General features: G+C 63.6%; 23 protein-coding genes. 12 read left to right on the plus strand and 11 right to left on the minus strand.

Annotation, left to right across the window (positions count from 1 at the left end; genetic code table 11):
- Window positions 1-113: 113 nt before the first annotated feature.
- The 3 genes from LB569_RS31425 to LB569_RS31435 all read right to left on the minus strand — a co-directional run bounded on the left by LB569_RS31425 (window position 114) and on the right by LB569_RS31435 (window position 2,912).
- Window positions 114-929, minus strand: coding sequence for an oxidoreductase (locus LB569_RS31425; RefSeq protein ID WP_224695368.1), 816 nt, complete (start codon window positions 927-929; stop codon window positions 114-116).
- 91 nt (window positions 930-1,020) lie between these two features.
- The gene (fabF, locus tag LB569_RS31430; protein WP_224695369.1) at window positions 1,021-2,322 is read right to left on the minus strand and encodes a beta-ketoacyl-ACP synthase II; all 1,302 of its coding nucleotides are present in this window, start codon (window positions 2,320-2,322) and stop codon (window positions 1,021-1,023) included.
- 11 nt (window positions 2,323-2,333) lie between these two features.
- Window positions 2,334-2,912, minus strand: coding sequence for a TetR/AcrR family transcriptional regulator (locus tag LB569_RS31435; RefSeq protein ID WP_224542609.1), 579 nt, complete (start codon window positions 2,910-2,912; stop codon window positions 2,334-2,336).
- Between the two features lie 85 nt (window positions 2,913-2,997).
- On the opposite strand from LB569_RS31435, the gene LB569_RS31440 reads away from it, so the two are divergent.
- Both LB569_RS31440 and LB569_RS31445 read left to right on the plus strand, forming a co-directional pair.
- The gene (locus LB569_RS31440; RefSeq protein ID WP_224695386.1) at window positions 2,998-4,110 is read left to right on the plus strand and encodes an efflux RND transporter periplasmic adaptor subunit; all 1,113 of its coding nucleotides are present in this window, start codon (window positions 2,998-3,000) and stop codon (window positions 4,108-4,110) included.
- Window positions 4,111-4,112: 2 nt separating this feature from the next.
- Window positions 4,113-7,223 (plus strand): efflux RND transporter permease subunit, encoded by a 3,111-nt coding sequence (locus tag LB569_RS31445; protein WP_224695370.1) that lies wholly within the window; start codon window positions 4,113-4,115, stop codon window positions 7,221-7,223.
- Between the two features lie 169 nt (window positions 7,224-7,392).
- Here the strand turns inward: LB569_RS31445 and LB569_RS31450 are convergent, their stop codons facing one another.
- Window positions 7,393-8,367 (minus strand): LysR family transcriptional regulator, encoded by a 975-nt coding sequence (locus LB569_RS31450; protein ID WP_224695387.1) that lies wholly within the window; start codon window positions 8,365-8,367, stop codon window positions 7,393-7,395.
- Window positions 8,368-8,475: 108 nt separating this feature from the next.
- On the opposite strand from LB569_RS31450, the gene LB569_RS31455 reads away from it, so the two are divergent.
- Complete coding sequence (locus tag LB569_RS31455) at window positions 8,476-9,108, plus strand: FMN-dependent NADH-azoreductase (protein WP_140709973.1); 633 nt, start codon at window positions 8,476-8,478, stop codon at window positions 9,106-9,108.
- Window positions 9,109-9,162: 54 nt separating this feature from the next.
- Here the strand turns inward: LB569_RS31455 and LB569_RS31460 are convergent, their stop codons facing one another.
- Both LB569_RS31460 and LB569_RS31465 read right to left on the minus strand, forming a co-directional pair.
- Window positions 9,163-9,462, minus strand: a complete 300-nt coding sequence (locus LB569_RS31460; protein WP_224695371.1) for an AzlD family protein — start codon at window positions 9,460-9,462, stop codon at window positions 9,163-9,165.
- Window positions 9,459-10,193: an AzlC family ABC transporter permease gene (locus LB569_RS31465; RefSeq protein ID WP_224695372.1), complete on the minus strand. Its 735-nt coding sequence runs from the start codon at window positions 10,191-10,193 to the stop codon at window positions 9,459-9,461. The genes LB569_RS31460 and LB569_RS31465 overlap by 4 nt, the downstream gene beginning before the upstream one ends.
- Window positions 10,194-10,363: 170 nt before the next feature.
- On the opposite strand from LB569_RS31465, the gene LB569_RS31470 reads away from it, so the two are divergent.
- The 3 genes from LB569_RS31470 (at window position 10,364) to LB569_RS31480 (ending at window position 12,925) form a co-directional block, all read left to right on the plus strand.
- Window positions 10,364-10,822, plus strand: a complete 459-nt coding sequence (locus LB569_RS31470; RefSeq protein ID WP_224695373.1) for an Lrp/AsnC family transcriptional regulator — start codon at window positions 10,364-10,366, stop codon at window positions 10,820-10,822.
- 480 nt (window positions 10,823-11,302) lie between these two features.
- Window positions 11,303-12,262 carry a hypothetical protein gene (locus LB569_RS31475; protein ID WP_224695374.1) on the plus strand — a complete coding sequence of 320 codons (960 nt, stop codon included), beginning with the start codon at window positions 11,303-11,305 and terminating at the stop codon, window positions 12,260-12,262.
- A 63-nt stretch (window positions 12,263-12,325) separates the two neighbouring features.
- Window positions 12,326-12,925, plus strand: a complete 600-nt coding sequence (locus LB569_RS31480; protein ID WP_224695375.1) for a hypothetical protein — start codon at window positions 12,326-12,328, stop codon at window positions 12,923-12,925.
- A 116-nt stretch (window positions 12,926-13,041) separates the two neighbouring features.
- Here the strand turns inward: LB569_RS31480 and LB569_RS31485 are convergent, their stop codons facing one another.
- Window positions 13,042-13,965 carry a LysR family transcriptional regulator gene (locus LB569_RS31485; RefSeq protein WP_224695376.1) on the minus strand — a complete coding sequence of 308 codons (924 nt, stop codon included), beginning with the start codon at window positions 13,963-13,965 and terminating at the stop codon, window positions 13,042-13,044.
- A gap of 128 nt (window positions 13,966-14,093) precedes the next feature.
- Here LB569_RS31485 and LB569_RS31490 point away from each other — a divergent pair, with 128 nt between their 5' ends.
- The 3 genes from LB569_RS31490 (at window position 14,094) to LB569_RS31500 (ending at window position 16,889) form a co-directional block, all read left to right on the plus strand.
- Window positions 14,094-14,612 (plus strand): cupin domain-containing protein, encoded by a 519-nt coding sequence (locus tag LB569_RS31490; RefSeq protein ID WP_224695377.1) that lies wholly within the window; start codon window positions 14,094-14,096, stop codon window positions 14,610-14,612.
- A 15-nt stretch (window positions 14,613-14,627) separates the two neighbouring features.
- Window positions 14,628-15,545, plus strand: coding sequence for an alpha/beta hydrolase fold domain-containing protein (locus tag LB569_RS31495; RefSeq protein WP_224695378.1), 918 nt, complete (start codon window positions 14,628-14,630; stop codon window positions 15,543-15,545).
- Between the two features lie 144 nt (window positions 15,546-15,689).
- Entirely contained in the window at window positions 15,690-16,889 is a 1,200-nt protein-coding gene (locus LB569_RS31500; RefSeq protein WP_224695379.1) for an MFS transporter, read from the plus strand.
- A 50-nt stretch (window positions 16,890-16,939) separates the two neighbouring features.
- Here LB569_RS31500 and LB569_RS31505 read toward each other — a convergent pair whose 3' ends face one another.
- The gene (locus LB569_RS31505) at window positions 16,940-18,946 is read right to left on the minus strand and encodes a putative bifunctional diguanylate cyclase/phosphodiesterase (protein ID WP_224695380.1); all 2,007 of its coding nucleotides are present in this window, start codon (window positions 18,944-18,946) and stop codon (window positions 16,940-16,942) included.
- A 294-nt stretch (window positions 18,947-19,240) separates the two neighbouring features.
- Here LB569_RS31505 and LB569_RS31510 point away from each other — a divergent pair, with 294 nt between their 5' ends.
- Window positions 19,241-20,275 (plus strand): class I SAM-dependent methyltransferase, encoded by a 1,035-nt coding sequence (locus LB569_RS31510; protein WP_224695381.1) that lies wholly within the window; start codon window positions 19,241-19,243, stop codon window positions 20,273-20,275.
- An 81-nt stretch (window positions 20,276-20,356) separates the two neighbouring features.
- Here the strand turns inward: LB569_RS31510 and LB569_RS31515 are convergent, their stop codons facing one another.
- Both LB569_RS31515 and LB569_RS31520 read right to left on the minus strand, forming a co-directional pair.
- On the minus strand, window positions 20,357-20,650 hold the full coding sequence (locus LB569_RS31515) for an HlyU family transcriptional regulator (protein ID WP_224695382.1): 294 nt from the start codon (window positions 20,648-20,650) through the stop codon (window positions 20,357-20,359).
- 43 nt (window positions 20,651-20,693) lie between these two features.
- The gene (locus LB569_RS31520) at window positions 20,694-21,335 is read right to left on the minus strand and encodes a TetR/AcrR family transcriptional regulator (protein WP_224695383.1); all 642 of its coding nucleotides are present in this window, start codon (window positions 21,333-21,335) and stop codon (window positions 20,694-20,696) included.
- Between the two features lie 173 nt (window positions 21,336-21,508).
- Here LB569_RS31520 and LB569_RS31525 point away from each other — a divergent pair, with 173 nt between their 5' ends.
- The gene (locus tag LB569_RS31525) at window positions 21,509-22,186 is read left to right on the plus strand and encodes a PspA/IM30 family protein (RefSeq protein WP_224542600.1); all 678 of its coding nucleotides are present in this window, start codon (window positions 21,509-21,511) and stop codon (window positions 22,184-22,186) included.
- Between the two features lie 64 nt (window positions 22,187-22,250).
- On the plus strand, window positions 22,251-22,484 hold the full coding sequence (locus LB569_RS31530; RefSeq protein WP_224695384.1) for a YiaA/YiaB family inner membrane protein: 234 nt from the start codon (window positions 22,251-22,253) through the stop codon (window positions 22,482-22,484).
- Between the two features lie 364 nt (window positions 22,485-22,848).
- On the opposite strand, the gene LB569_RS31535 is transcribed toward LB569_RS31530, so the two are convergent.
- Window positions 22,849-23,417 (minus strand): PadR family transcriptional regulator (locus tag LB569_RS31535; protein ID WP_224695385.1); only part of this gene is annotated, 569 nt, incomplete at its 5' end.

The raw sequence follows: 23,417 nt of genomic DNA on the forward strand, positions 1-23,417 counted from the left end.
CACCGTCACTCCAATCGAATGCAGAAATTACTTCATCGAAGCCGGCTATGCGCCAACCTAGATTCATCCCGCTCTAGTGATTTCCGGGCACCAGCCGCTGGCGCCCGCCCGTCTCAGACCGGCAGCCCGAGCTGCTTTCGCAGGCTCGTGTCGAATGCGGAGGCGGGGACGAAACGGCGCAGGAGACTGACCTGGCGCGCCATTTTTCCCGCCGCGTAGCGCCTCTTCGGAGTGGGATCGGTGGCCGCTCTCAGGACCGTCGCCGCCACCACTTCGGGGGCATCGCCTTTTTCCATCGATTTTCGCACGCTCAGGGTCATGCCAGCGCGCGCCCCGTCATAGATATCGAGCAGCCGGTCGGGGGCGGCGAGATTTTCCTCGAATGAGGTGCGGGTATAGGCGGGCTCGACCAGGGCAACGCGAATGCCGAATGGGCGCAGTTCGTGGTCGAGCGATTCGGAGTAGCCCTCGACGGCATGTTTGGTCGACGCGTAGAGCGCGAAATAGGGTGCCGGGATGAACCCCTGCACCGAACTCAGATTGACGATCCTGCCCTTTCCCTGGCGACGCATGGCCGGCAACACCGCGTTGGTCACGCGCAGAACGCCGAAGACGTTCACGTCGAACAGCGCCTGAGCCTGGGCGGTCGAGGACTCCTCCGCACCGCCAAACAGACCCATGCCGGCATTGTTGACAAGCAGGTCGATGCGTCCGGCCCGAGCCAGCACGTCATCGACCAGCTTCGCCACGGACGCGTCATCGGTCACGTCGCAGGCCAGCATGGTGACACCGTCGGTTTTTTTGCCTGTCACGCGACGGCCGGTTCCAAAGACGCGAAAACCCGCGTCGAGCAGGGCTTTGGCGGTTGCCTGCCCGATGCCGGAGGATGCCCCCGTCACCAGGGCTACACCAGGATTGGTCTTGTTCATGAAAATCGCTTCTTTCTTTGTTCTGGATTGCGTTTCGCCACAGGAACCTGGCGGATTGGGACCACAGCACCGTTGAGTGGCAAGGCCTCGATCACCGGCCGCCTCCGGTGGTCCCGCGGGCCGGCTTCTCCGTCCAACGCTGGAACAACGCGCTGGCGTTGACCCCGCCAAAGCCGAAGCCATTGGCAATCGCGTAGTCCATTTCCATCGGCCGTGCATGGTTCGCGACAAAGTCGATCCCGTCGCCGGCCGGATCGGGAGCACTGAGGTTGAGCGTCGGCGGCGCGACCTGATCCCTCAGCGCCTGGATCGTGAAGATGGCTCCAAGCCCGCCGGCGGCTCCGAGCAGGTGCCCGGTCGCCGCTTTCGTTGCGCTGACGGCTATGCCGAAATCCGAGCCGAAAACCCTTTTGATCGCCGCGATCTCTCCCGCATCGCCGACCGGCGTGGAGGTCGCGTGCGCATTGAGGTGGCGGACCTCCCGGGCCGAAATGCCGGCTTGGGCGATCGCGATCTCCATGGCTCGCCGCGCACCGTCGCCATCCTCGGGGCCGGATGTGATGTGATAGGCATCCGCCGTCGTGCCGTAGCCGACGAGCTCGGCCAGCGGCTTGGCGCCGCGCGCAAGCGCATGGCTCAAGGCCTCGACGACGAGGATTCCGGCGCCTTCGCCCATGACGAAGCCGTCACGCAACATGTCGAACGGACGGGAGGCCTCATCGGGACGGTGATTGAACGAGGTCGACAGCGAGCGTGCCGCCGCGAAACCACCGAGACTGACCGTATTGATGCAGGCTTCGGTGCCGCCGCAGACCGCGATGTCGGCCTCATTGGCGCGGATGAGGCGCGCGGCGTCGCCGATCGCCTGAATGCCGGCCGCGCACGCCGTCACCGGAGCGCCGAGCGAACCCTTGAAGCCGTGTCGGATCGAAACCTGTCCCGCCGCCATGTTCACCAGGAACGACGGCACGGTGAAGGGTGAGAGACGCCGGACACCGCGCTGGTCGACGGTTCGCACGGCGTCGGTTACTGCTGGAAATCCTCCGATACCCGAAGCGATGATCGTCGCGGTGCGGACCCTGTCGTCGTCCGAGACCGGCTTCCATCTCGCCTGGGCCAGCGCCTGTTCCGCCGCAGCCAGAGCGAAGAGAATGAAGCGGTCCGCCCTGCGCTGTTCCTTCGGAGCCAGGACGGTATCGGGATCGAAACCGGTCTCGGGGTCGTCCCCCGGCGAGGGAACCGTTCCGCCGATCTTCGCCGGCAGGTCCGCCACCACGTCATCGGCAAGCCTCCTTATGCCCGAGCGGCCAGCCAGGAGACGCGCCCATGACGTTTCAACATCCGCGGCAAGGGGCGTGACCGCGCCCATGCCTGTAACAACAATCCGTCGCATCTGTTCTCCTATCAAGCAGCGACAGCTTCGCGAACCTGTTCGGTCGCGGCATCCAGAAAGGCCTGGGCGAGATGGCGGTCATTGACGGCCCGCGAGAGGACGACCGCACCGACCATGGTCGAGAGAATGGCCTTGGCCTTGCCGGTGTCTTGCTCGCCCTGGGCGCCGCCAACCCAACTGCCGAGTAGCTCGAGATATTCCCTGATCCCGGCTTCGAATGACGCTTTCACGTCGTTGCCCTGCCTGGCCGCATCCGAGCCGAGCGCCACAACCGGACAGCCGTCCAACTTCTCTTCGCGATGTCCGGCACTAAGATAGAACGCCACCACCGCGGCGAGCGGGTCATCGGGATTGGTCTCGGCCGCGGCGGTCCATCGGTGGGAAGCGTGCTCCAGGGCTCGCCGCGACGCCTGTGCGGCCAGGTCCTCCTTGGACGCAAATTGCTTGTAGAAGGCCCCTTGGGTCAGCCCGGCGCCCTTCATCAGATCCTTCAGTCCAATGCCATCGAAGCCGTGCTCTCGAAAAAGCCGGCTTGCCACATCGATCACGGTTTGGCGGTTTTGCTCCGCCTGACTGCGACTTACCCGCATCGTCATCTCCTTTTTTGGATTGCGTTCATAATCTATATCAGATATAGAGTGCGAACGCAATCTATTTTGACACGAGGCGATGGGCATGAAAAAGAGACTGGTTGTTGGGCTGGGGAGCATCCTGGTCGTCGGCTTGGGGGTGACGGCGTTCGTCACACTTTCCATTCGCACGCAGCTAGCCTCCGCCGCTGGCGACCCCAGGCAGGAACCACCGGTCGTGCGATTGGTTACGGCAGCGGAGGTGCCCGGATCCGACCGCGGCTTCACAGGCACGATCGCGGCGCGGGTGCAGAGCAACCTTGGCTTTCGCGTCCCCGGCAAGATCATCGAGCGGCTTGTGAATGTCGGCGAGCAGGTCAAGGCTGGCCAACCGCTGCTGCGGATCGACGACACCGATCTGGCCCTTGCGCTCACCGCGAAACGCAACGCCGTTGCCGCCGCCCGCGCTGTCCTGGTTCAGACGAGTGCTGACGAAAAGCGCTATGCCGTTCTGGTCAAGAAGGAGTTGGCGGCAACCCCGCAGCGCTACGAACAGGCGAAGGCGGCGCTTGATACAGCAACGGCACAGCTCGCCGCCGCGGAAGCCGAAGCCAAGGTCGCGGAGAACGAGGCGGCCTATTCCGTCCTGAACGCCAACGCCGATGGAACGGTCGTCGAAACGCTTGGCGAGCCGGGACAGGTTGTCGCGGCGGGACAGACAGTAGTTCGGATCGCGAACGCCGGCCCCCGCGAAGCGGTGGTCGCGCTTCCTGAAACGATCCGGCCGGCGACCGGCTCGGTGGCCGAAGCCGGCTTGTATGGAGGCGATGGGCGGCATTACACGGCGCATCTGCGGCAGCTGTCGGACGCCGCCGATCCCCAGACCCGCACCTATGAGGCCCGTTACGTGCTCGACGGCGAGGCCGCGGCCGCACCGCTTGGCGCGACGGTTACCATCCGGCTTGCGAGCCAGGCGAGTGAGCCGGAAGTGCAGGTGCCGCTGGGGGCCGTGCTGGATGATGGCCAGAGGACCGGCGTTTGGACCTTGGACGGGGCAACCTCGACCGTGCATTTTCAGCCCGTCAAGCTGGTTCGTTTGACCAACGAAACCGCCGTGATCTCCGGGCTGAGCTCCGGCGCTTCGATTGTTTCGCTCGGCGCTCATCTCCTGAAGGAGGACGCTCACGTCAGGACCGCGTCCGAAAACGGGAGCAACTGACGGTGAACCTCAACCTTTCAGCGATCGCCGTTCGCGAGCGAGCCGTCACCCTTTTCTTCATCATTCTGCTGGTTGCCGCCGGCGCCTACGCCTTCCTCATGCTTGGACGGGCGGAGGATCCCAACTTCACCATCAAGACCCTGACGGTCACGACGGCATGGCCGGGCGCGACGGCGCGTGAGATGCAGGATCTCGTCGCCGAGCCGTTGGAGAAGCGGCTTCAGGAGCTGACCTGGTACGATCGTGTCGAGACGACGACACGGCCAGGCTATGCCTATCTGACGGTCACGCTGAAGGACAGCACACCGCCATCCAGTGTGCAGGAGGAGTTCTACCAGGCCCGCAAGAAGCTCGGCGACGAAGCCCGCAACCTGCCGCCCGGCGTGTTCGGTCCCTTCGTCAATGACGAATACTCCGATGTCAGCTTCGCCCTTTACGCCCTCAAGGCGAAAGGCTTGCCCATGCGCGAGCTCGCCAGGCAAGCCGAGACCATTCGCCAGGATCTTCTGCATGTGCCTGGCGTCAAGAAGATCAACATCCTCGGCGAACGCCCCGAGCAGATATTCGTCGAGTTTTCCTATGCCAAGCTCGCCACCCTCGGCGTGTCGGCACAGGACATCATTGCCGCCTTGCAGCGTCAGAACACCGTCACACCGGCGGGCTCGATCGATACGCAGGGGCCGCAGGTCTTCATCCGGGTCAACGGCGCCTATGACAGTATCCAGACAATCGCCGACACGCCGATCGTCGCCGCGGGCAGGACGTTGAGGCTCTCCGACATCGCCGATATCAAGCGCGGCTACGAGGATCCCGCCACCTACGTCATCCGTCACCAGGGCGAGCCGACCATCATGCTCGCGGCGGTGATGCAGGAGGGCTGGAATGGTCTTGAACTCGGCAAGGCGCTGGAGGAGAAGTCCGCTTCCATCGCACAGACGCTGCCGCTCGGAATGACGCTGGCCAAGGTCAGCGACCAGGCGGTCAACATCGGCTCGTCGGTGAACGAGTTCATGCTCAAATTCGCGATGGCGCTCGGCGTGGTGCTGCTGATCGCCCTGATCAGCATGGGTTGGCGCGTCGGCATCGTCGTGGCGGCCGCCGTTCCCCTGACGCTTGCGGTCGTCTTCCTCATCATGTTGGAAACCGGCCGGTTCTTCGACCGCATCACGCTCGGCGCCCTCATCCTGGCGCTTGGCCTTCTCGTCGACGACGCGATCATCGCCATCGAGGTGATGGTGGTGAAGATGGAAGAGGGCATGGACCGCATCAAGGCGGCGGCCTATGCGTGGAGCCATACCGCGGCGCCGATGCTGTCGGGCACGCTGGTGACGATCGCCGGGTTCCTGCCGGTGGGCTTCGCGCACTCGACGGCCGGCGAATATGCCGGCAACATCTTCTGGGTCGTGGGGTTCGCCCTCATCGTCTCCTGGGTCGCCGCTGTCTTCTTCACCCCGTATATGGGCGTCAAGATGCTGCCCGCGATCAAACCGGTCGAAGGCGGCGTCCACGCCATATACGACACGCCGAACTACCGGCGCCTTCGCCGGCTCATCATCTTTGCCGTGCGCCACAAGTTCGTGACCTGTGCTGCCGTCGGCATCGTCTTCGCGCTTTCGGTTGTCGGCATGGGCGGTCTCAAGCAACAATTCTTCCCGACATCCGATCGCCCTGAAGTGCTGGTCGAGGTTCGGTTGCCCGAAGGCACCAGCATCGGGACGACGACCGCCACGGTCGAGAAGCTGGAACACTGGCTTGGCGAGCAGCCGGAGGCCAAGATCGTCACGAGCTACATCGGTCAGGGCGCCTCGCGCTTCTTCTTCGCCATGGCGCCGGAACTGCCGGATCCCGCCTTCGCCAAGATCGTCGTGCTGACCCCGGACGCGGAGACGCGCGAGGCTTTGAAGCACCGGCTGCGTGAAGCGGTCGCGACAGGGCTTGCCCCCGAAGCGAACATCCGCGTCACGCAACTCGTGTTCGGGCCCTACACGCCGTTCCCGGTCGAGTTTCGGGTCATGGGACCTGACCCCGAGCAATTATACGCCATCTCCGAAAAAGCCCTCGACGTCATGCGGGGCGTCCCGGACGTGCGGCAGGCCAACCGTGATTGGGGCAACCGCACGCCCGTACTGCGCTTCATTCCGGATCAGGATCGGCTGAACCTCATTGGCCTGTCGCCGGCGGAGGTGGCCCAGCAGCTCCAGTTCCTCCTCACCGGCATCCCGGTCACGCAGGTCCGCGAAGACATCCGCAATGTCCCGATCGTGGCCCGCAGCGCCGGCGCGGAGCGGCTGGACCCGACACGCCTGGCGGATTTTTCCCTGATGAGCCGTGACGGGCGCCAGATCCCGCTGGACCAGATCGGCCACTCGGAAATCCGCCTGGAGGAGCCGATCCTGAAGCGGCGCGATCGCACGCCGGTCATCACGATCCGCTCGGACATCAATGAGGCGACCCAGCCTCCGGAGGTTTCCAAGCAGATCATGACGGCTCTGCAGCCGCTGATCGCGTCCCTTCCGGCCGGCTATCGCATCGAATTGGGTGGATCGATCGAGGAGGCTGAAAAGGCCAACACCGCGCTGGGTAAGGTCTTCCCCCTCATGATCGCCGCCATGCTTATCGTGATCATGCTGCAGGTGCGATCCTTCTCGACGATGGCGATGGTCATGCTGACGGCACCGCTGGGTCTTGTCGGCGTGGTGCCGATGTTGCTCGCCTTCAACCAGCCCTTCGGATTCAACGCCATTCTGGGCCTGATAGGACTGGCCGGCATCCTGATGCGCAACACGCTGATCCTGACCGAACAGATCAAGGAGAACCGTGCCGCCGGTCTTGACGACTATAACGCCGTCATCGAGGCCACCGTGCAGCGCACGAGGCCCGTGATCCTGACCGCACTTGCCGCCGTGCTGGCCTTCATCCCCCTCACGCACTCCGTCTTCTGGGGTTCGATGGCCTATACGCTAATCGGCGGCACGGCGGCCGGCACGGTGCTGATCCTGCTGTTCCTTCCAGCGCTCTATGTCGCGTGGTTCCGGATCAAGCCGGCTGCGGATGCTGTCGATGAAGCCCCGGCGGAGGAACCGGAGCCGCGAACCGCAATGGCTGCCGAATAGGCGGTACGGCGGCAATCCGCCGGCAGCTCGGATTGGGCGCCAACTCAGCGTTCGCGGCCCAGCCCTGCATTGCGCGCGTCGAGCTAGAGCAATTCCAGGAAAAGTGTGTAACGGTTTTCCGTCCGGAATTGCGTGAAAAAGAAAGAGTTAGAGCGGGTCGGCGATTCTATCAAACGCTGAACCGCTCTAAAGGCGCCGGCGCGTTGGGAACCTCCAGTTCCTCCTCGGGCACCTCGCCTGGCTCGAACTCGTTGAAGCAGCCGAGCCCACGCTTGAAGCGGTCGATCAGCCAGGCGGCGGCCGGCTTCGGGCTGCGATCGTTGCGGTGCATGGCAAACAAGGGCGAACTCACTTCCTTGTAGGGCTCGAGATCAAGTTCCACCAGGCGGCCGGTCGCCAGATCGTCGGCGATCAGCCAGCGCGGCAGCCCGCCCCAGCCCAGCCCCTCGCGCATGAGGATGTGCTTGGTGCGCATGTCGGTCAGGCGCCAGGTGCGGTAGGCGAAGACGCCGTAATCGCGTCCCTTGGTGCGCTCGGACTGGTCGGTGACGACAAGCTGGGTGTGTTCGCGCACATCCTCGAGCGCCACCGGCCTCGGCAGCAGGGCCAGCGGGTGGTTGGGCGCCGCCGCCGGCACCAGCGACATGAAGCCGATGCGCACGAGATGCACGTCGACATCGCCCAGCAGGCCGCCTATGCCGAGATCGGCTTGTCCATTGACGACAAGATCGGGAATGAGGCCGAGCGTGCCGATATGCAGGCGCAGCATCACGGTCGGGAATTGCGCCTCGAACGCCTTCAGCACCCGCACCAGCACCGGGGAAGGCAACGCCACGTCGACCGAAAGCGCCACCTCGGCCTCCAGACCGTGATGGAGGCCGTCGGCGCGCGAGCGGATGCGCTGCAGCACGCCCACCATGCGCCGCGCGTCTTCCAGCATCGCCCGGCCGATCTCGGTCAGCTGCGGCTCGCGCGTGCCCTCGCGCTCGAAGAGCTTGAGCCCCAGTTGCGCCTCGAGATTGGCGATGCCGTAACTGATCACGGATTGGGCCCGGTTGAGCTTGCGGCCGGCGGCCGAGAAACTGCCGGTGTCCGCAACGGCGACTAGGATCTGGAGTTGGTCGAGCGTCGGATTGGGCTGCATCATCATATCCACTTGGTAGATGGGTGATATAGAAAATATAACGGTTTACCGGATGGGTCGATAGCCCCATATGCGACGGGACAATTCATTCCACTGGAGAGACCCGCTATGTCCATTCTTCTCGTTACATCGAGCCCGCGCGGCGCTGCCTCGCATTCGACCCGCATCGCCACCGAATTTGCCCAGAAGCTTCTCGCCGCCGACCCGTCGAACACGCTGGTCGTGCGCGACCTCGTCGCCAACCCGCTGCCGCACATCGATACCGACTATGCGACCGGCATCTATACGCCCGCCGAATCCCGCACCCCGCGCCAGGCCGAAGTGGTCGGCGTTTCGGATGCCGTGCTCGATGAGCTCTTCGCCGCCGACACGGTGATCCTGGCCACCGGCTTCATCAACTTCAACATCTCCTCGACGCTGAAGTCCTGGGTCGACCACATCTCCCGCTCCGGCAAGAGCTTTGCCTATGGCGAGAACGGCCCCAAGGGCCTCGTCACCGGCAAGAAGGTCTATGTCGTGCTGGCTTCGGGCGGCGTCTATTCGGAAGGTGCGGCCGTACAGTTCGACCACGCCATTCCCTATCTGCGCGGCGTGCTCGGCTTCCTCGGCATGACCGATGTCGAGGTTATCCGCATCGAGGGCGTCGCCATGGGCCCTGACGCGGTGGATGCCGCGCTCGCCAAGGCAACGGCCAAGGTCGATGCCGTGGTAGCCAGCCAGCAGGCCGCCGCTGCCGCTTAAGGCTCCCGATCATCCGACCTCGAAAGGCAGGCCTTCGCGCCTGCCTTTTTCATTTCAGCCGATCAGATGCCTGAGAACCCCCGTCGCGGCCACGCCGATCAGCACGGTCGGCAGCATGGACAGGCGCGTTGCCGCCGCCAGCGTGATGGCCAGCGCCAGGAGATCAGCAGGATTGCGCGACACGAAAGCCGGCGCGATGACGGAGATCAGCACGCAACCGGGTGCCGCCTCCATCACCGCGGTCGCACGCGCGCTCAGCACGCGATTGCGCAGCACGACATAGCCGCCGATCCGCGTGAGATAGGTGACGCCGGCCATCAGCACGATGGTGACAAGGGTTGCCGCGTCGATCATGCATCACCTGCCATCAACCACGCGGCAAGCAGCCCCGACACCGCGCCGGCCGCCACATACCAGGCGCCGGGAACGAAGAGATAGACAAGCGCGGCCACCACTAGGCTGACCAGCCACGGCCGCGCCGCCGCCGCGCCTTTCCACATGCCGCGCATCAGCACCAGGAAGACAGCCGGAAACGCCATGTCGAAACCATAGATCTCGACATCGCCCAGCATCGGGCCGAGCAAGGCGCCGAGCGTCGTGAAGGCCACCCAGGCAAGATACATCGCCAATGCCGCGCCCATATAGTAACGCGGGCTGAAGGCCGGCTTGACCCCCGCGGCGGCACGCTGCTTGGCGTCGGCCAGGCCCAGCGCCCAGCTTTCGTCGCACATGAAGAACAGCGCCGTGAAAACCTTGCGCCGCGGCAGCTCGCGCAGGAACGGCGCCAGTGCCGCGCCCATCAGCAAATGACGGCTGTTGACCAGGAAGGTGATGGCGACGATGAGCAGGATATGCGGCGGCGACGTCCACAGCTGGATCGCCGCGAATTCCGAACCGCCGGCGAAATTCAGCCCCGTCATCATGGGCAACTCGACCGCGCTCAGCCCTTTCTGCGTCGCCTGGGCGCCAAGCACCAGCGCGTAGGGAATGGTGCCGAGCAGGACCGGCACGCAGGACGCCACGCCACGGCGGAACTCCGATCCCGAATCGGTGCCGACTGCCCCGACTGCCTGTGAAACGCTCATACTTCTCCACCGGCGGCTTTGCGGCCGCCCCTTCCGGTTTGCGTCTGGAATTCGTGATATCGGCGGCCAGATTACAATCAGCTCTCCGCAATTTGGTTGCGAAAATTGTTGTGTTCCATCGAATTTTGGCATTCACTGCCGATAATATTCAAAAGAATGGAATCGACGCCGTGAAACTGGACGAGATCGACAAGCGTATCCTGCGGGCGTTGCAGCGTGACGGCCGCATGGCCAACAATGATCTTGCCACTCAGGTAGGGCTGTCGCCCTCGCCTTGCCTGCGGCGCGTCAAGCTTCTCGAGGAAGCCGGCATCATCGACCGCTATGTCGCCGTGATCAATCCGGCCAGCATCGGCAAGGGCCTCACCTTCTTCACCCGCATCTGGCTGAAGGCGCAGGACGAGGACACGATCGAGCATTTCGCCAGCGAGGTCGCCAAGCTGCCGCAGGTGATGGAATGCTATCTCATGCTCGGCGACTGCGACGCCATGGTGCGCGTGGTGGCCGCCGGCATCGACGACTACCGCCGCTTCCAGTCGGAGCATCTGAGCCGCATCAAGGGCGTCCAGAACGTCAAGACCGACGTGCCGAGCCAGACGATCAAGTACACGTCGGAACTGCCGATCTGATCATCGAGACTCGGAGAGACCATCAGAGTCGCGCAATGACGGTCTGACGAATTGGCTCTGGCGCCCCTCCACAACAGCCAAACTTGATGGTGGACGACGGCGACCACAGGCGCGACTAGCACAGGCTCTACTGCCATCTCGACGCCCAGGGCACCTGGAGCGTGTTGGCACGGCGGGATCGGACGATAAGGATCGGCTGCCTACTTTTGCGCGGGCGCCCGTTGGCACGAACCTCCGGGCTTTTTTGATTCACGTCCACCTCCTGTGGATTGGTCTGAAATGGAATGATCTGCGCCCCGGACAGTCGTCATTTGACGGTATGCGTATTTGTTGCCTCCCTGCAACAGTGGTCACATGTAGCCTTAGTTTAAAGTGCAATTTTATGCGAACCCACCGAATCTAATGAGATTGTAGTTGACAGCTTTCTTCGGCGCGAACAGGCTTTGGCGGGGAATAAAGCTTGATAGCGGGGGTGGTCTTATGACGGATACTCAAAGACATAACGAATATGTAAGTTCGCTCGGTTGGCTGCCGGTTTTGGTGTTGTTTTTTATGACCGCAATTTTCTGGACGGCACCTGCTTCGGCACAGGTCGTTTTCGGCGGCGACGCCGGCGATCCCGAAAACACGATCTGCAGCTTTGCCGGCGTGATCGGCACAACGATCAATGACGATTGTAGTAACTCGGACGACTATTTTGTCCCCGCGCCAGGAATCACGATAGGCCCGAGCGGCAGCCAGATTAACTTCGACGCCGCGACAGGAGCCGCCACGTTCGGTGGGGCGGTCGACATGGGCGGCAATGTTGTAAAAAATGTTGGCACCCCGACCGCGGGGACGGATGCAGCCAACAAGGACTATGTGGACGGTGTCGTGGGCGATGCTTCGGCAAAGAACGTAGAGCAGGACGGAAGGCTTGACGCCGTCGAAGCCAAGAATACCGAGCAGGATGGCCGGCTCGACAGCGTCGAGACAAAGAACACCGAGCAGGATGCGACACTCACCGATCACGAGACGCGGATCACGCAGACGGAAACCAAGAATACCGAGCAGGACACACGGCTCGATGGCCACGACACCATGCTGGCATCCCTCGATACCCGTGTAACGACAAATACAACCGACATTGCCGTCCTGGACGGACGGGTCGGCGCCCTGGAAAGTGGTTTTGCCGATCTGGGCAACCAGATTTCAGAGAACCGGACCGAGGCTCGGCAGGGCATCGCGGCGGCTATAGCCATGACGACGGCGCCAATGCCATCTGCTGCCGGCCGCACGAGCTGGGCCGGCAATGTCGGCTATTTCAAAGGGGAAACGGCGTTCGGCGGCTCATTTGCTCATCGCTTCGATTTCAACGAGCCTTTCGCGCTCACCGCTGGCTATGCCTATGGCGGCGGCAGCAGCCACGGTTTCCGCGTCGGCTTGGCGGGCGAGTTCTAGCACCTGGCTACTTTTCGGGGAATGGTGTCGAAGCGGCCGGCAGCGTTGCCGGGAGGGTTTGGAATGCGCGGATTTGCCCGGCTGACAGCACTGCTTCTGGCCCTGTTTTGCATCCAAACGACACCGGCATATTCTCAGGCGAAAAAGGACGACCGATCTGCCCCGAAGGCATCCGAGGGTCCAAAGCCGGCCAACATCGACCACAACGGCGTTCTGATCCTGATCCGATCCACATTGCTGGCCCTGGACAACGCCAACAAGACCGGAGACTATTCCGTCCTGCGCGAGTTGGGTGCTCCGGAGTTTAAAACGAACAACCCAGCCCGCCTGGCTGAGGCCTTCGCAAAGCTGCGCAACGAGGAGGTCGACCTCAGCGGTGTCGCGGTGCTCGAGCCGCAGCTGACGTTAACGCCGCAGATCGAAGCCAACGGCATGTTGCACATGGCGGGTTTTTTCCCGTCAGCCGCCATGCAGCTGAACTTCGAATTTGCCTTCGCCCCTGTCGACCGGCAATGGAAGATATCGGGCATGTCGGTCAGACTAGGCGCCAGCACGCCGTCGGCCCCCGACAATGCCCCGGCTGTAGCGCCCGCACCATCTCTGGAGAAACCAGAAGCGCCAGCCGCCGCCATCACCACAAAACGTCAGATCAAAAAGAAATAAACAGGCAGACCGTCTTCCGCAGTGCCACGTTCATGCGTGAGCGCCTCGACAAGTCCCGCTGCGCAGATCCGAGTCGCGGCGTGGTCGTCGTCTGCCCAATTGACTCAGGCAGGGCATCAATCCGTTCCGGCGATGCCACCTTGCCAATGCTCGTTGGGAACCGAAACCTCGCGCATGAAATCCACGAAGCTGCGCACGGTCTGCGACAGTTCGCGCTTGCTCGGGAAGAGCAAATTGACCTCGACGGGCGCGATATCCCAATCGGTGAGCAGCGGGACGAGACGCCCTTCGGCGAAGTCGTCGACGCACAGATAGGTGGACAGCACGCCGAGGCCCGCGCCATTGCGGACAAGCTGATGGATGGTCAGCGCCTCATTGACGCTGACGCGGTTGCGCACATCGACGGAGGCCATCTCACCCGCTCGGTGGAAATGCCACCTTCGCGTCCGGCCGTCGCCACGGGGCATTTCGATGCACTCATGCGTGGACAGATCGGCCGGCATCAGCGGTGCGCCTTGGCGGGCGAGATAATCCGGCGCGGCGGCGAGGCAGCGACGCACACTGCCCAGGCGTGTCGCCACCAGCGCCGAATCGGGCAATGGCCCCATGCGGATCGCCACGTCTACGCGCTCGGCGACAAGGTCGAGGTCGCGGCTCGTCAGGTCGAGCGCCACGTCGACATGGGGAAAGCGGGCAAGGAACGCCGGCAGATGCCGTGACAGGACATTGATGCCGAAGCCGATGCCGGCACTGATCCGCAGCACACCGCGTGGCTCGCCGGCCAAGCTCTCGACATAGGTCACCGTCTCGTCGATCCGCGACATCAGGTCGACGCAACGCGTCCGCAGCGCTTCCCCGGCGGCGGTCAGGATCACCGCGCGGGTGGAGCGCTGGAACAGCCGCACACCCAGTTGCTGCTCAAGCCGGGCAATGTCGCGGCTGACCGTCGACTTCGGCAGGCCGAGCGCGCGGCCGGCGGCCGAGAAGCTGCTGGTCGCCGCCACTTTCTCGAAGACACGCAGGTCGTTGAGATCGATCATGCCGGCGACTGTTCCATCCGCGGGACACTGAGTCCAGCCGGTCGAACGAGCTTTTTGCTGCCTTGGCGCCAGCCAGCCGCTACCACTGACAGAAGGCTGGGGAGCCTCGCCGACCGTGGAGATCAGACATGCCTGAATTGACAATTCCCGCCGACGATCCCAACCGCCAGCTGTCGATTGTCGATCCCGACGATCCGTCGCTCCAGCATCTGGCTGTGGTGGGCGACACCTACACGGTCCTGCTTTCCGGCGCGCAGACGGCTGGGCGCTTCTGCCTCATCGACATGAAGGTTCCCGATGGCGGCGGCCCCGGTCCCCATCGGCACGATTTCGAGGAGACGTTTCATCTCCTGGAGGGCGAGATCGAATTCACCTTCCGTGGCCAAAAAAGCGTGGCCAAGGCAGGCATGACGGTGAACATCCCCGCCAACGCGCCACATTCCTTCAAGAATGTCTCGGGCGCGGATGTGCGCATGCTGTGCCTGTGCGCGCCGGCGGGACAGGAGGAGTTCTTTGCCAGGGTCGGCGCACCGGTCGAGAGCCGCACTGCTCCCGCCCCGAAACTCAGCCCGGCTGAATTCGGCGCCTTCCTCGGCAAGGCGGCGGCACTGGCGCCGGAATTCCATACCGAGCTCCTCAAACCATAATCCGAACGGATCGTCATGAGCATCGAGTTCCACCCCGAGGACGAACGCGACCGTGCCGTCATGCAGGCGATGCGCGACATGCTGGCGAGGATGCCGGCACTGGAATTTGCGCCGGCGTCACGGCCGGCCTTCGAAGAGCTGATGCAACAGACGCCCGTCGCCGACGGCATCAGCTTCGAGACAGGTACGGTCGGGGCGGTACCGGGCGTGTGGTGCAGGCCAAAGGCCGGCTCGGCACGCACGGTCATGCTCTATCTCCATGGCGGCGCCTATGTTCTGGGTTCCGCCATCGGTCACCGCAATTTCGTCAGCCAGATCGTGCTCCGCGCCGGCGCGCCGGCCTTCATTCCCGACTACCGGCTGGCGCCCGAGCACGCTTTTCCGGCCGCCATCGACGATGCGCAAAGTGTATTCACCGGACTTGGCGACCTCGGGCATGAAGCGATCGCGCTTGCCGGCGACTCGGCCGGCGGTGGCCTCGCACTGTCGCTGCTGGCGCTTGTCGCGGCCAAAGCCAGGCAAGGCACCGGCGTCATGCCGCGCTGTGCGGCGTTGATGTCGCCTTGGACCGATCTCGCTCTCGCCGGCGGCTCGATGCTGACGAGGGCGGCCGCCGATCCGCTGGTAAGACGCGACGAGCTGAAAAAGGCGGCCGACCTCTATCTCAAGGGCGCCGATCCCATCGATCCACGCGCCTCGCCGCTCTACCAGCATCTGGGCGGGCTGCCGCCGCTGCTGATCCATGTCGGCGATGACGAAATCCTACTCGACGATTCACGCCGCGTGGCCGAAGCGGCGTCGAGCGCCGGTGGCGAGGCGGCACTGCACATATGGGAAGGCATGACCCATGTCTTTCCCTCCAACCTTGCCCAATTGCAGGCCGCGCGTCAGGCTGTCGACATGATCGGAGCCTTCATGCGCCAGCACCTCTAGGCGTCGGCGCATACACTTCGCTGGACCCAGAAAAAAATCGATCTGGAATGTCGATTCGAGCGCGCCCCGGGCGTCCTTCGGACGCAACCGGAATTGCCGGGCGGCATCGAATGACCGATCCTGCTCCCGGCATGGGGGAAAACCATGAGCCATTCCTACCGTTGGGTCATCGTCGCGGCTGGCGCGCTGATGTCCTGCGTCGCCATCGGCACGATGTTTTCGCTGGCGATCTTCCTCGAACCGATGGCGCTCGACACACAATGGTCGCGCGCGGGTATTTCGAGCGCCATGACGCTCAACTTCCTGGTGATGGGCCTTGGCGGCTTCGCCTGGGGCGCCCTGTCCGACCGGTTCGGCGCCCGCATCGTGGTCACCATTGGTGCCGTGCTGCTCGGGCTGGCGCTGGTGCTGGCGAGCCGCGCCGGCTCGCTTCTCAGCTTCCAGATCACCTATGGCGTGCTCGTCGGACTCGCCGCCAGCGCCTTCTTCGCGCCGATGATCGCGCTGACCTCAGGCTGGTTCGACACCAATCGCGGACTGGCCGTATCACTGGTCTCGGCCGGCATGGGCGTGGCGCCGATGACGATCTCGCCCCTGGCCCGCTGGCTGATCTCCACCTATGAATGGCGCACCGCCATGTTCGACATCGGCCTCCTGGCCTGGGTGCTCCTGCTGCCGGCCGTCCTTCTGGTGCGCCAGCCGCCGAAGCCCGCCGCCGATGCGGCCACGGCGCGCGTGGCCGAAGGCGACGGCCTGACGGTCGGCCAAGCGCTGCGCTCGCCGCAATTCATCGTGCTGGGGCTGACCTTCTTCGCCTGCTGCGCGGCCCATTCCGGCCCGATCTTCCACATGGTCAGCTACGCCATGCTGTGCGGCGTCGCCCCGATGGCCGCTGTCTCGATCTACAGCGTCGAGGGCCTGGCCGGCCTTGGCGGCAGGCTGCTCTACGGCGTGCTGGCCGATCGGCTGGGCGTCAAGCCGGTGCTGATCGCGGGGCTGGCGATCCAGGCGATCGTCATCGCCGCCTATCTCTCGATCAGCCAGCTCGACCAGTTCTATATGCTCGCCGTCGTCTTCGGCGCCACCTATGGCGGCGTCATGCCGCTCTACGCCGTGCTCGCCCGCGAATATTTCGGCCAGCGCATCCTCGGCACCGTGTTCGGCGCCGCCACAATGCTCTCCAGCCTCGGCATGGCGCTGGGGCCGCTCGCCGGCGGCATGATCTTCGACGCCTATGCCAGCTACCATTGGCTGTTCATTGGCTCGGCGCTCATCGGCCTGGGGGCAGCGGGCATAGCCATCGCCTTCCCGCCCCTGCCGCGCAGGGCGTTGCAGGCGGCGTAGACGGCAAACGGGGCCTGGCAGGCGGATGGCCGGTCAAGCCACCGGCGCCGTCACGCCGACTTGAGGACCGTGAAGGGCCGTTTTTGAATGGCCCGCTTGCCCTGGAAGCTAGCGGCCGGAGCCGGGCGGCCGACATGAAAGCCCTGGACCTTGTCGATGCCGAATTGGCGCATGAGGGCCATCTGCTCTTCGGTCTCGACCCCTTCGACCAGGATTTTATGGCCGCGATTTCTGACCAGCGCGATGATGTCCTGCAGCATTGCCATGCCCTTGGGCGTGCCGCAGTCATGGAGAAACGAGCGGTCGATCTTGACGGTATCGAAATCGATGAGACGAAGCCATGAAAGGCCAGCGAAGCCCGTCCCGAAATCATCGAGCCAGATCCTGATGCCGAGCAGCTTCAGATCGCTGATGCAGCGCAGGATGTCGGAGTGCATCTCCATCTCCAGGCCTTCGGTGATCTCGAAGGCCAGCCTGTTGCCGGTCACCCCGGTCTCTCCCAGAATGGTCGCGACCGATGTCGCGAAGCCGGGTGTCTTGAGCTGGATCGGCGAGACGTTGACGCTGACGACGCGCACGTGATCCCGCGCCAGGAGCTCGGCGCACACGGTCCTTATCGCCCAACGCCCGAGCTCGAGGATGGCGCCGGTCCGTTCCGCGACGGGAATAAACAGGCTCGGCGGAACCAGGGTGCCGTCCAGCATTTTCAGGCGCATCAGCGCCTCCACGGCCTCGAACTTGCCCGACGCGACGTCCTGGATGGGTTGATAGACGAGCGAAACCAGGTTCTGGCCGATCGCGATCTTCAGCAAAGCCGCAAGGTTCTCGCTCTCGTCGCTGCTCTGGGGGTCGGTCGGATCGAACAGCCGCGCACAGTTCCGACCGCTGGCTTTCGCCAGATAGAGCGCCCGATCGGCTTCGTGGATGATCTTTTCCAGCTTGGCGGCGGTCTGCTTCCTGGTGAATGCCGCGCCCACGCTTGCCGTCACGATCGAAATGCCATCGCGCCGCAGCTCGTGCGCGATGGCCAGGCTCTCGACCGTGCGGCAAACGGCCTCGGCGAGATCCGCGACCTGGTCTTTCTTGTCGATTCGCGCGAGCACGATGAATTCCTCGCCGCCATAGCGGCCGATGGACCCATCATACTGCTTGATCATCTCGCTGAGCGCATTGGCGACCTGGATCAGGCAGCGGTCGCCCTCCTGATGGCCATAGCAGTCGTTGAACTTCTTGAAGAAGTCGACATCGATGAGGATCGCCGCGAAACCGTTGCCAAGCTTTTGCCAATCGCTCCAGTAGTCGCGCAGCTTCTCGTCGATCGCCCGCCGGTTCTCCAGACCTGTCAGCGGATCCGTCCGCGACAGTCTGAGCAGGGCCCGGCCACGCTCGGTGGCCTCATTGTGCTGGATCTTGGCCTCCAGCGCGTTGAGGAAGACGTTGTAGCGCTCTTCGTTCAGCTTCCAGTTCACATAGGACGTGAACGTGAAGCACGAGACGTAGAAGGTGCCAAACACCATCTTGTACGTCAGCGATGCGGGCACAAAGTAGTTGACGACATACAAGATGCACAAAATTATCGTCGAGGTGACGATGGAAACCCTGAAGCTGAAGGTAAAAAACAGATTGGCACTCATCATGAAAATGGTGCCGAAAACCATATAGTATGCGACGCTTTCCCGGTCCGCGCCGCCCATGGCCGGACACAACCAGCCGATATAGCCGAAGATGATCGCGGCGGCGCAGGTCACGTCGAGCCAGCCCGTGGCCGCTCCCCGGCGCAGCTGTGCTTCCAGGGTCAGGAGTGCGGTCACCCCAACCACGAAGCGCGCCGTGATCGTATAGACCGCCACGTCGGGGATCAGCAGCAGATCCGTTGCCGAAAACAGGAGATAGATGGCGACGGCGATCCAAAGCCCTGGCCTGGCTTCCTTTCTCCGCACCGCCTGAACTTCCTTCTGAAAGAGGCTGCGAAGCTCGTCGGCCCCCGGTTCGTGACGTTGTTCGAACGGTTCCACATGCGCGATATCAGCCGATCCGGATGACACGCGTTCGTTCATGAGGACAAACCCCGTTTGCCGGGGATCCTGTATGCGGACCTCATTTCTCGCCTCTGCCCCCACGCGGGCTGACTCCCTTGGGACGCGACAGGGATCGCGACGCTGCCCTAACCATGCAGTCGCTCGAAACAAGTTTCCGTTAACTCGAACCCGGAATTCGCGCCGGGAAAAGCCCAACGATCCAAGATGGTTACCGGGAAATTAATCATACTGATAAAATGCCCCCGGGCCGACGTTGGCAAAACGGGCATTCTAGGCAATAAGTTAACTGACTGTTAACTATGGAGTTCCGGTGTGCAAACCATCTTCGATGGCCAGAGTCTGATTACCGCCGAGACGATCGCGGGGGGGCTGCGTCGGGGAAAGCCCGAGCATCATGGCGAAGCGTTCGAAACCGCTCGCGTCGAGCTTGCGCTCGTTCTCCACACGACACACCAGCAAATCGAACAGGGAAAAGCCCCCGCCGAGATCATTCGTCGGCTGATGTCGTTTCTCGAAGCGTTGCATGGCAGGCTTCATCCGGACGTCTGGCAGGCCTTGATACCGGTGGCGCAGGGCCACCCGATCATGCAGTACTTTCTGGAAGACCCGCTTACGCGGTGGTCCTTCACCAAGCCCAGGGGTTATTCCGGCGACGCGGAGCTGCTCGACTACATCTATTGCGACCCGCACGTGGCCGAAAGCGTGGCAAATGCCTCGGAGCTCGGCAAGGCCCTCTATCGCTACACCCAGGACGTGCCGTCCTGCGTCGCGGCCCGGGAACGGCGCGATCTTTTGACCCGTTACGTCGATGAGGCCGCGGACAGGAATGGCCCGCAAACCGAAGTGCTGGCGATCGCGGCCGGCCATTTGCGCGAAGCCAACCGTTCGGCCGCGTTGGCGGAAGGCCGCCTCAAGCGTTGGGTTGCGCTCGATCAGGATCCCCAGAGCGTCGGGCTGATCGCGCGCGACTTCCGGGGCACGGCGGTCGAAGCCGTCGACGGCTCGGTGCGAACCGTTCTCACGCGGGGCCACAAGCTTGGCAAGTTCGACCTCATCTACGCCTCCGGCCTTTACGACTACCTTCAGCACAACGTCGCCGTGAAACTCACGAAAACCTGCCTGCAGATGTTGAAGCCGAACGGGACGTTCCTGTTTGCGAACTACGCCGAGGGCAATCCCGACGCGGGATATCGCGAGACCTTCATGGACTGGGTGCTGCTGCTGCGCTCCGAGGTCGATATGTGGAACATCGTCAACGCCAGCGTCGACCGCAACACCGTCGATGCCCAGGTGTTTTTCGGCGAAAACCGCAACGTGCTCTACGCCGTCATCCAAAAGCGCGGGTAAGACTCGCCTCACACCGGCCAGGGATCTCGAGCGCTTCAAGCGGAGTGCTCGAGACTTCCGCGCTCGCGGGGAGCGGCAGCCCTACCCGAAAATCCGCTCGCCCTGCTCGTCGACGAGCTGGATGCCTTTCTTGATCGAAATGTCGACGGCGTCGTCCAGCCCGGCGAAACGGTCGGCGCGGATGAATTTGTGCTCCTTCACCACGCCGTCGACCTCCTTGGAGACGATGCCGCAGGTCTGATACTGGCCGTCGGTCTTGTAAGGCGTGGCGCTGATCGTGAAGCCCTTGTGCTCGACCTGCTTGGCGGGCGCGGCACTTGCAGGCTCGGCCGCTTCGCCGCCACCGCCGCCGAAAAGACGTTTCAGAAAAGACATCGCTCAAATCTCCTTGTCGCCTGTGATCGCCTTCCCACGCGATTCACGACGTTGTTTTCCCAGCATGCGCGAATGTGCCGCCGCGTTCCAGCCCCCTGATGAAGACGGAGACCAGGAGCGCGATTTGCTGGTCGATCTCGTCCCCCTGCCGGCGCACGGACCTGGCCGCATAGCCGCTGGTGACGATGCCGTGTACGCTTGACCAGAGGGTTCGCGCCGCGATCCGGCGCGTGTCCTCGTCCAGATCGAAGCCGCCATCGGCAAGGACGCTGGCGATGATCTCGAACAGCTGGTCGAGCCGCGCCTCATAGACATCGGGCTCGGTCAGCACCGGACGCCGCCTGTTGAAGGCAAGCAGCGCCGGCCAGCTGCCGGGATGGGCCTCGACGAAGCGCACATAGGCGCCGGCCAGTGCCAGCAGGCGTTGGCGCACATCGGTGATGCCGCGCCGGCCAAGATCGGCCATCGCCGCCGCCCCCGCGACGCCCAGCCGGTCGAGCAGCCGCATGTTGACGGCGCGGTGCACACCGTCGAGATCGGAAAACAGATTGTAGACCGAGCCGACCGAGATGCCCGCCTGCTCGGCGATGGTCCTGGCCTTCAGATTGTCCATGCCGCCTTCGTTGAGCAACGCTTCCGCGATGGCCAGCACACGCTCGCCCGTCTCTTCCCTGTCCAGTGCCATGCTTTTCCTTCTGGATATGCCTTGCGAATGGCCTGCCGCTCCGACCCCGACGCCCTTCGTCTACCATATCCAGGATATCGTGAACAGCGTTCAAAAAATCCTTGAACAATGTTCATTTACTGATATGTTGGCTTCGTGAACATCGTTCACGGGAATTCGAAGGGAGAAAAAGCATGCTTAGCCTGATCAGGACATTGCTCGACGGCGCCAGCGCACGGGCCGAGGACGGCCTCAAGGATCGCTTCGCCATCGACCTTCTGGCCCAGCGTATCCGCGACGCCGAGGCGGGACTTGCCGCCGCCAAGCAGACACTTGCTTCGCTAATCGTGCGCCAGCGTGCCGAGCAGGCCGGTCTCGACCAGCTCGACCGCCGCCACGCCGATCTCGAAACCCGCACCATCAGCGCGCTGGCCGCCGGCAATGGCGGACTTGCCGAAAGCGGGTCGGCGGCCATCGCCGAACTCGAAAATGAGCGCGAGGTTCGCCGCGCCACGGTGCAAAGCCTCGGCGAGAAAACCCTGCGGATGCGCGTTTCGGTGGAGCGGGCGCACCGCCGCATTATCGACCTTAACCAGGGCATGATCTCGGCCCGCGCCATCGATGCCGAGCGCATGGCGCAGTCCCGTCTCGTCAGGTCGATCGGCCACTCGGCGAGCCTCAACGACGCCGAGGAGCTTCTGGCCCGCATCAAGGGCGCCAGCGACCCGTTCGAGGAGGCCGGCATTCTCGACGAGATCGACGGCGAGCTGCGTCACGATGCGATCCGCGACCGCCTTGCCGACGCCGGACACGGCCCGGCGGTGAAGGTGCGCGCCAGGGACGTGCTGGAACGCCTGAAGACCATCAACTGAAGATTTTTGGACCTGACCACAACCTTATCAAATCCAGCTTCGATCCAATCGAGGGAACACGACAATGAACAGCAATCAGACCTACATCATGTTCAACACCATCTCGGTTGGCGCCGCCTATTTCATGCTCGGCCTGTCGCTGTGGCTGGCGCCGGTCGACCTGTCGACCAAGGGCTACTGGGGCATGGGCATCCTGCTGCTCACCGGCAGCCTGGTGAACCTGGTCAAATATCGTACCGACGAACGCATCTCGGCCGAACCACCGCCAAGATCGAAAAGGCGCGCAACGAAAAGCTGATCAGCGAATATGTCGGCAAGGAATGATGCCGGCATGGCCTGACGGGAAAAGCCCGGGTCTCCCCGGGCTTTTTTTGCCGCGCGCGGCAGCCTGGCGCGTGCTGAGCTGATCGACCCCCACTCCGTCTCGGCTACGCCGAGCCACCTCTCCCCCGATCGACGGGGGAGAGGAAGGCGCCAGGTTTTTTTGTGATCGACGCTTATCCAGTAAGGCTCCCTTCCTTTCCCTCCGGGGGGGAAAAGGTGGCGCTGCAAAGCAGCGACGGATTGGGGGAACCACCTTGGCAATCAAGCCTCACGCCGATCAAACATGCTTGACCTCCCCTGGCGCAAAGTGGGGCGAGGAACCCCGCTCTTGCCGGGTCTCAGCGATGTGTCAGCGCTTCCAGCGCTTCGGCGGCAGCTTCGAGAATAGCGATCGCCTCGGCCTGCTTTTCGGCCGGGGCATCGACCATGTCGCCGAGCGCCGCGCGCAACCGGTGGCGGACGGCGCGGAATTCGTCACGCGTTTCCGAACGCTCGCCACGCCCGCCCCGGCCGCCGCGACGGTCCTCGCCATCATCGTTCCAGCCGAACCAGTCGCGCGCCTTGGCCATCTTGCGGCCGAAGCGTTCGAGGTGTTCGAGCACGCCGTCGATCATGTCTCGGTTGTCGGCCAGATGCGCCTGGCCCGCCTCGGTGATCGAAAACACCTTCTTGTTGCCTTCGCTCGACGAAACGGCATAGCCGGCCTCTTCCAGGAAGGTCAGCGTCGGGTAGACCACGCCTGGGCTCGGGCTGTAGATGCCGCTGGTGCGCTCTTCCAGCGCCTTGATGATGTCGTAGCCATGGCGCGGCGCCTCGGCCAGCAGCGACAGGGTGATCAGCTTGAGGTCGCCGTCGGCCAGCATGCGCCCGGCGCGAAAGAAGTCGCCTGGGCCGCCGCGACCACCAC

This window comes from Mesorhizobium sp. BH1-1-4, assembly GCF_020165665.1.
Lineage (GTDB): Bacteria > Pseudomonadota > Alphaproteobacteria > Rhizobiales > Rhizobiaceae > Mesorhizobium.

Bases quoted from the DNA above. Each gene is read 5' to 3' on its own strand.
- LB569_RS31425 (WP_224695368.1), bottom strand. From the start codon at position 929: ATGAACAAGACCAATCCTGGTGTAGCCCTGGTGACGGGGGCATCCTCC.
- LB569_RS31460 (WP_224695371.1), bottom strand. From the start codon at position 9,462: ATGATCGACGCGGCAACCCTTGTCACCATCGTGCTGATGGCCGGCGTC.
- LB569_RS31505 (WP_224695380.1), bottom strand. From the start codon at position 18,946: ATGAACGAACGCGTGTCATCCGGATCGGCTGATATCGCGCATGTGGAA.
- LB569_RS31495 (WP_224695378.1), top strand. From the start codon at position 14,628: ATGAGCATCGAGTTCCACCCCGAGGACGAACGCGACCGTGCCGTCATG.
- LB569_RS31520 (WP_224695383.1), bottom strand. From the start codon at position 21,335: ATGGCACTGGACAGGGAAGAGACGGGCGAGCGTGTGCTGGCCATCGCG.
- LB569_RS31455 (WP_140709973.1), top strand. From the start codon at position 8,476: ATGTCCATTCTTCTCGTTACATCGAGCCCGCGCGGCGCTGCCTCGCAT.
- LB569_RS31530 (WP_224695384.1), top strand. From the start codon at position 22,251: ATGAACAGCAATCAGACCTACATCATGTTCAACACCATCTCGGTTGGC.
- LB569_RS31440 (WP_224695386.1), top strand. From the start codon at position 2,998: ATGAAAAAGAGACTGGTTGTTGGGCTGGGGAGCATCCTGGTCGTCGGC.
- LB569_RS31485 (WP_224695376.1), bottom strand. From the start codon at position 13,965: ATGATCGATCTCAACGACCTGCGTGTCTTCGAGAAAGTGGCGGCGACC.
- LB569_RS31515 (WP_224695382.1), bottom strand. From the start codon at position 20,650: ATGTCTTTTCTGAAACGTCTTTTCGGCGGCGGTGGCGGCGAAGCGGCC.
- LB569_RS31465 (WP_224695372.1), bottom strand. From the start codon at position 10,193: ATGAGCGTTTCACAGGCAGTCGGGGCAGTCGGCACCGATTCGGGATCG.
- LB569_RS31480 (WP_224695375.1), top strand. From the start codon at position 12,326: ATGCGCGGATTTGCCCGGCTGACAGCACTGCTTCTGGCCCTGTTTTGC.
- LB569_RS31525 (WP_224542600.1), top strand. From the start codon at position 21,509: ATGCTTAGCCTGATCAGGACATTGCTCGACGGCGCCAGCGCACGGGCC.
- fabF (WP_224695369.1), bottom strand. From the start codon at position 2,322: ATGCGACGGATTGTTGTTACAGGCATGGGCGCGGTCACGCCCCTTGCC.
- LB569_RS31475 (WP_224695374.1), top strand. From the start codon at position 11,303: ATGACGGATACTCAAAGACATAACGAATATGTAAGTTCGCTCGGTTGG.
- LB569_RS31490 (WP_224695377.1), top strand. From the start codon at position 14,094: ATGCCTGAATTGACAATTCCCGCCGACGATCCCAACCGCCAGCTGTCG.
- LB569_RS31435 (WP_224542609.1), bottom strand. From the start codon at position 2,912: ATGCGGGTAAGTCGCAGTCAGGCGGAGCAAAACCGCCAAACCGTGATC.
- LB569_RS31450 (WP_224695387.1), bottom strand. From the start codon at position 8,367: ATGCAGCCCAATCCGACGCTCGACCAACTCCAGATCCTAGTCGCCGTT.
- LB569_RS31500 (WP_224695379.1), top strand. From the start codon at position 15,690: ATGAGCCATTCCTACCGTTGGGTCATCGTCGCGGCTGGCGCGCTGATG.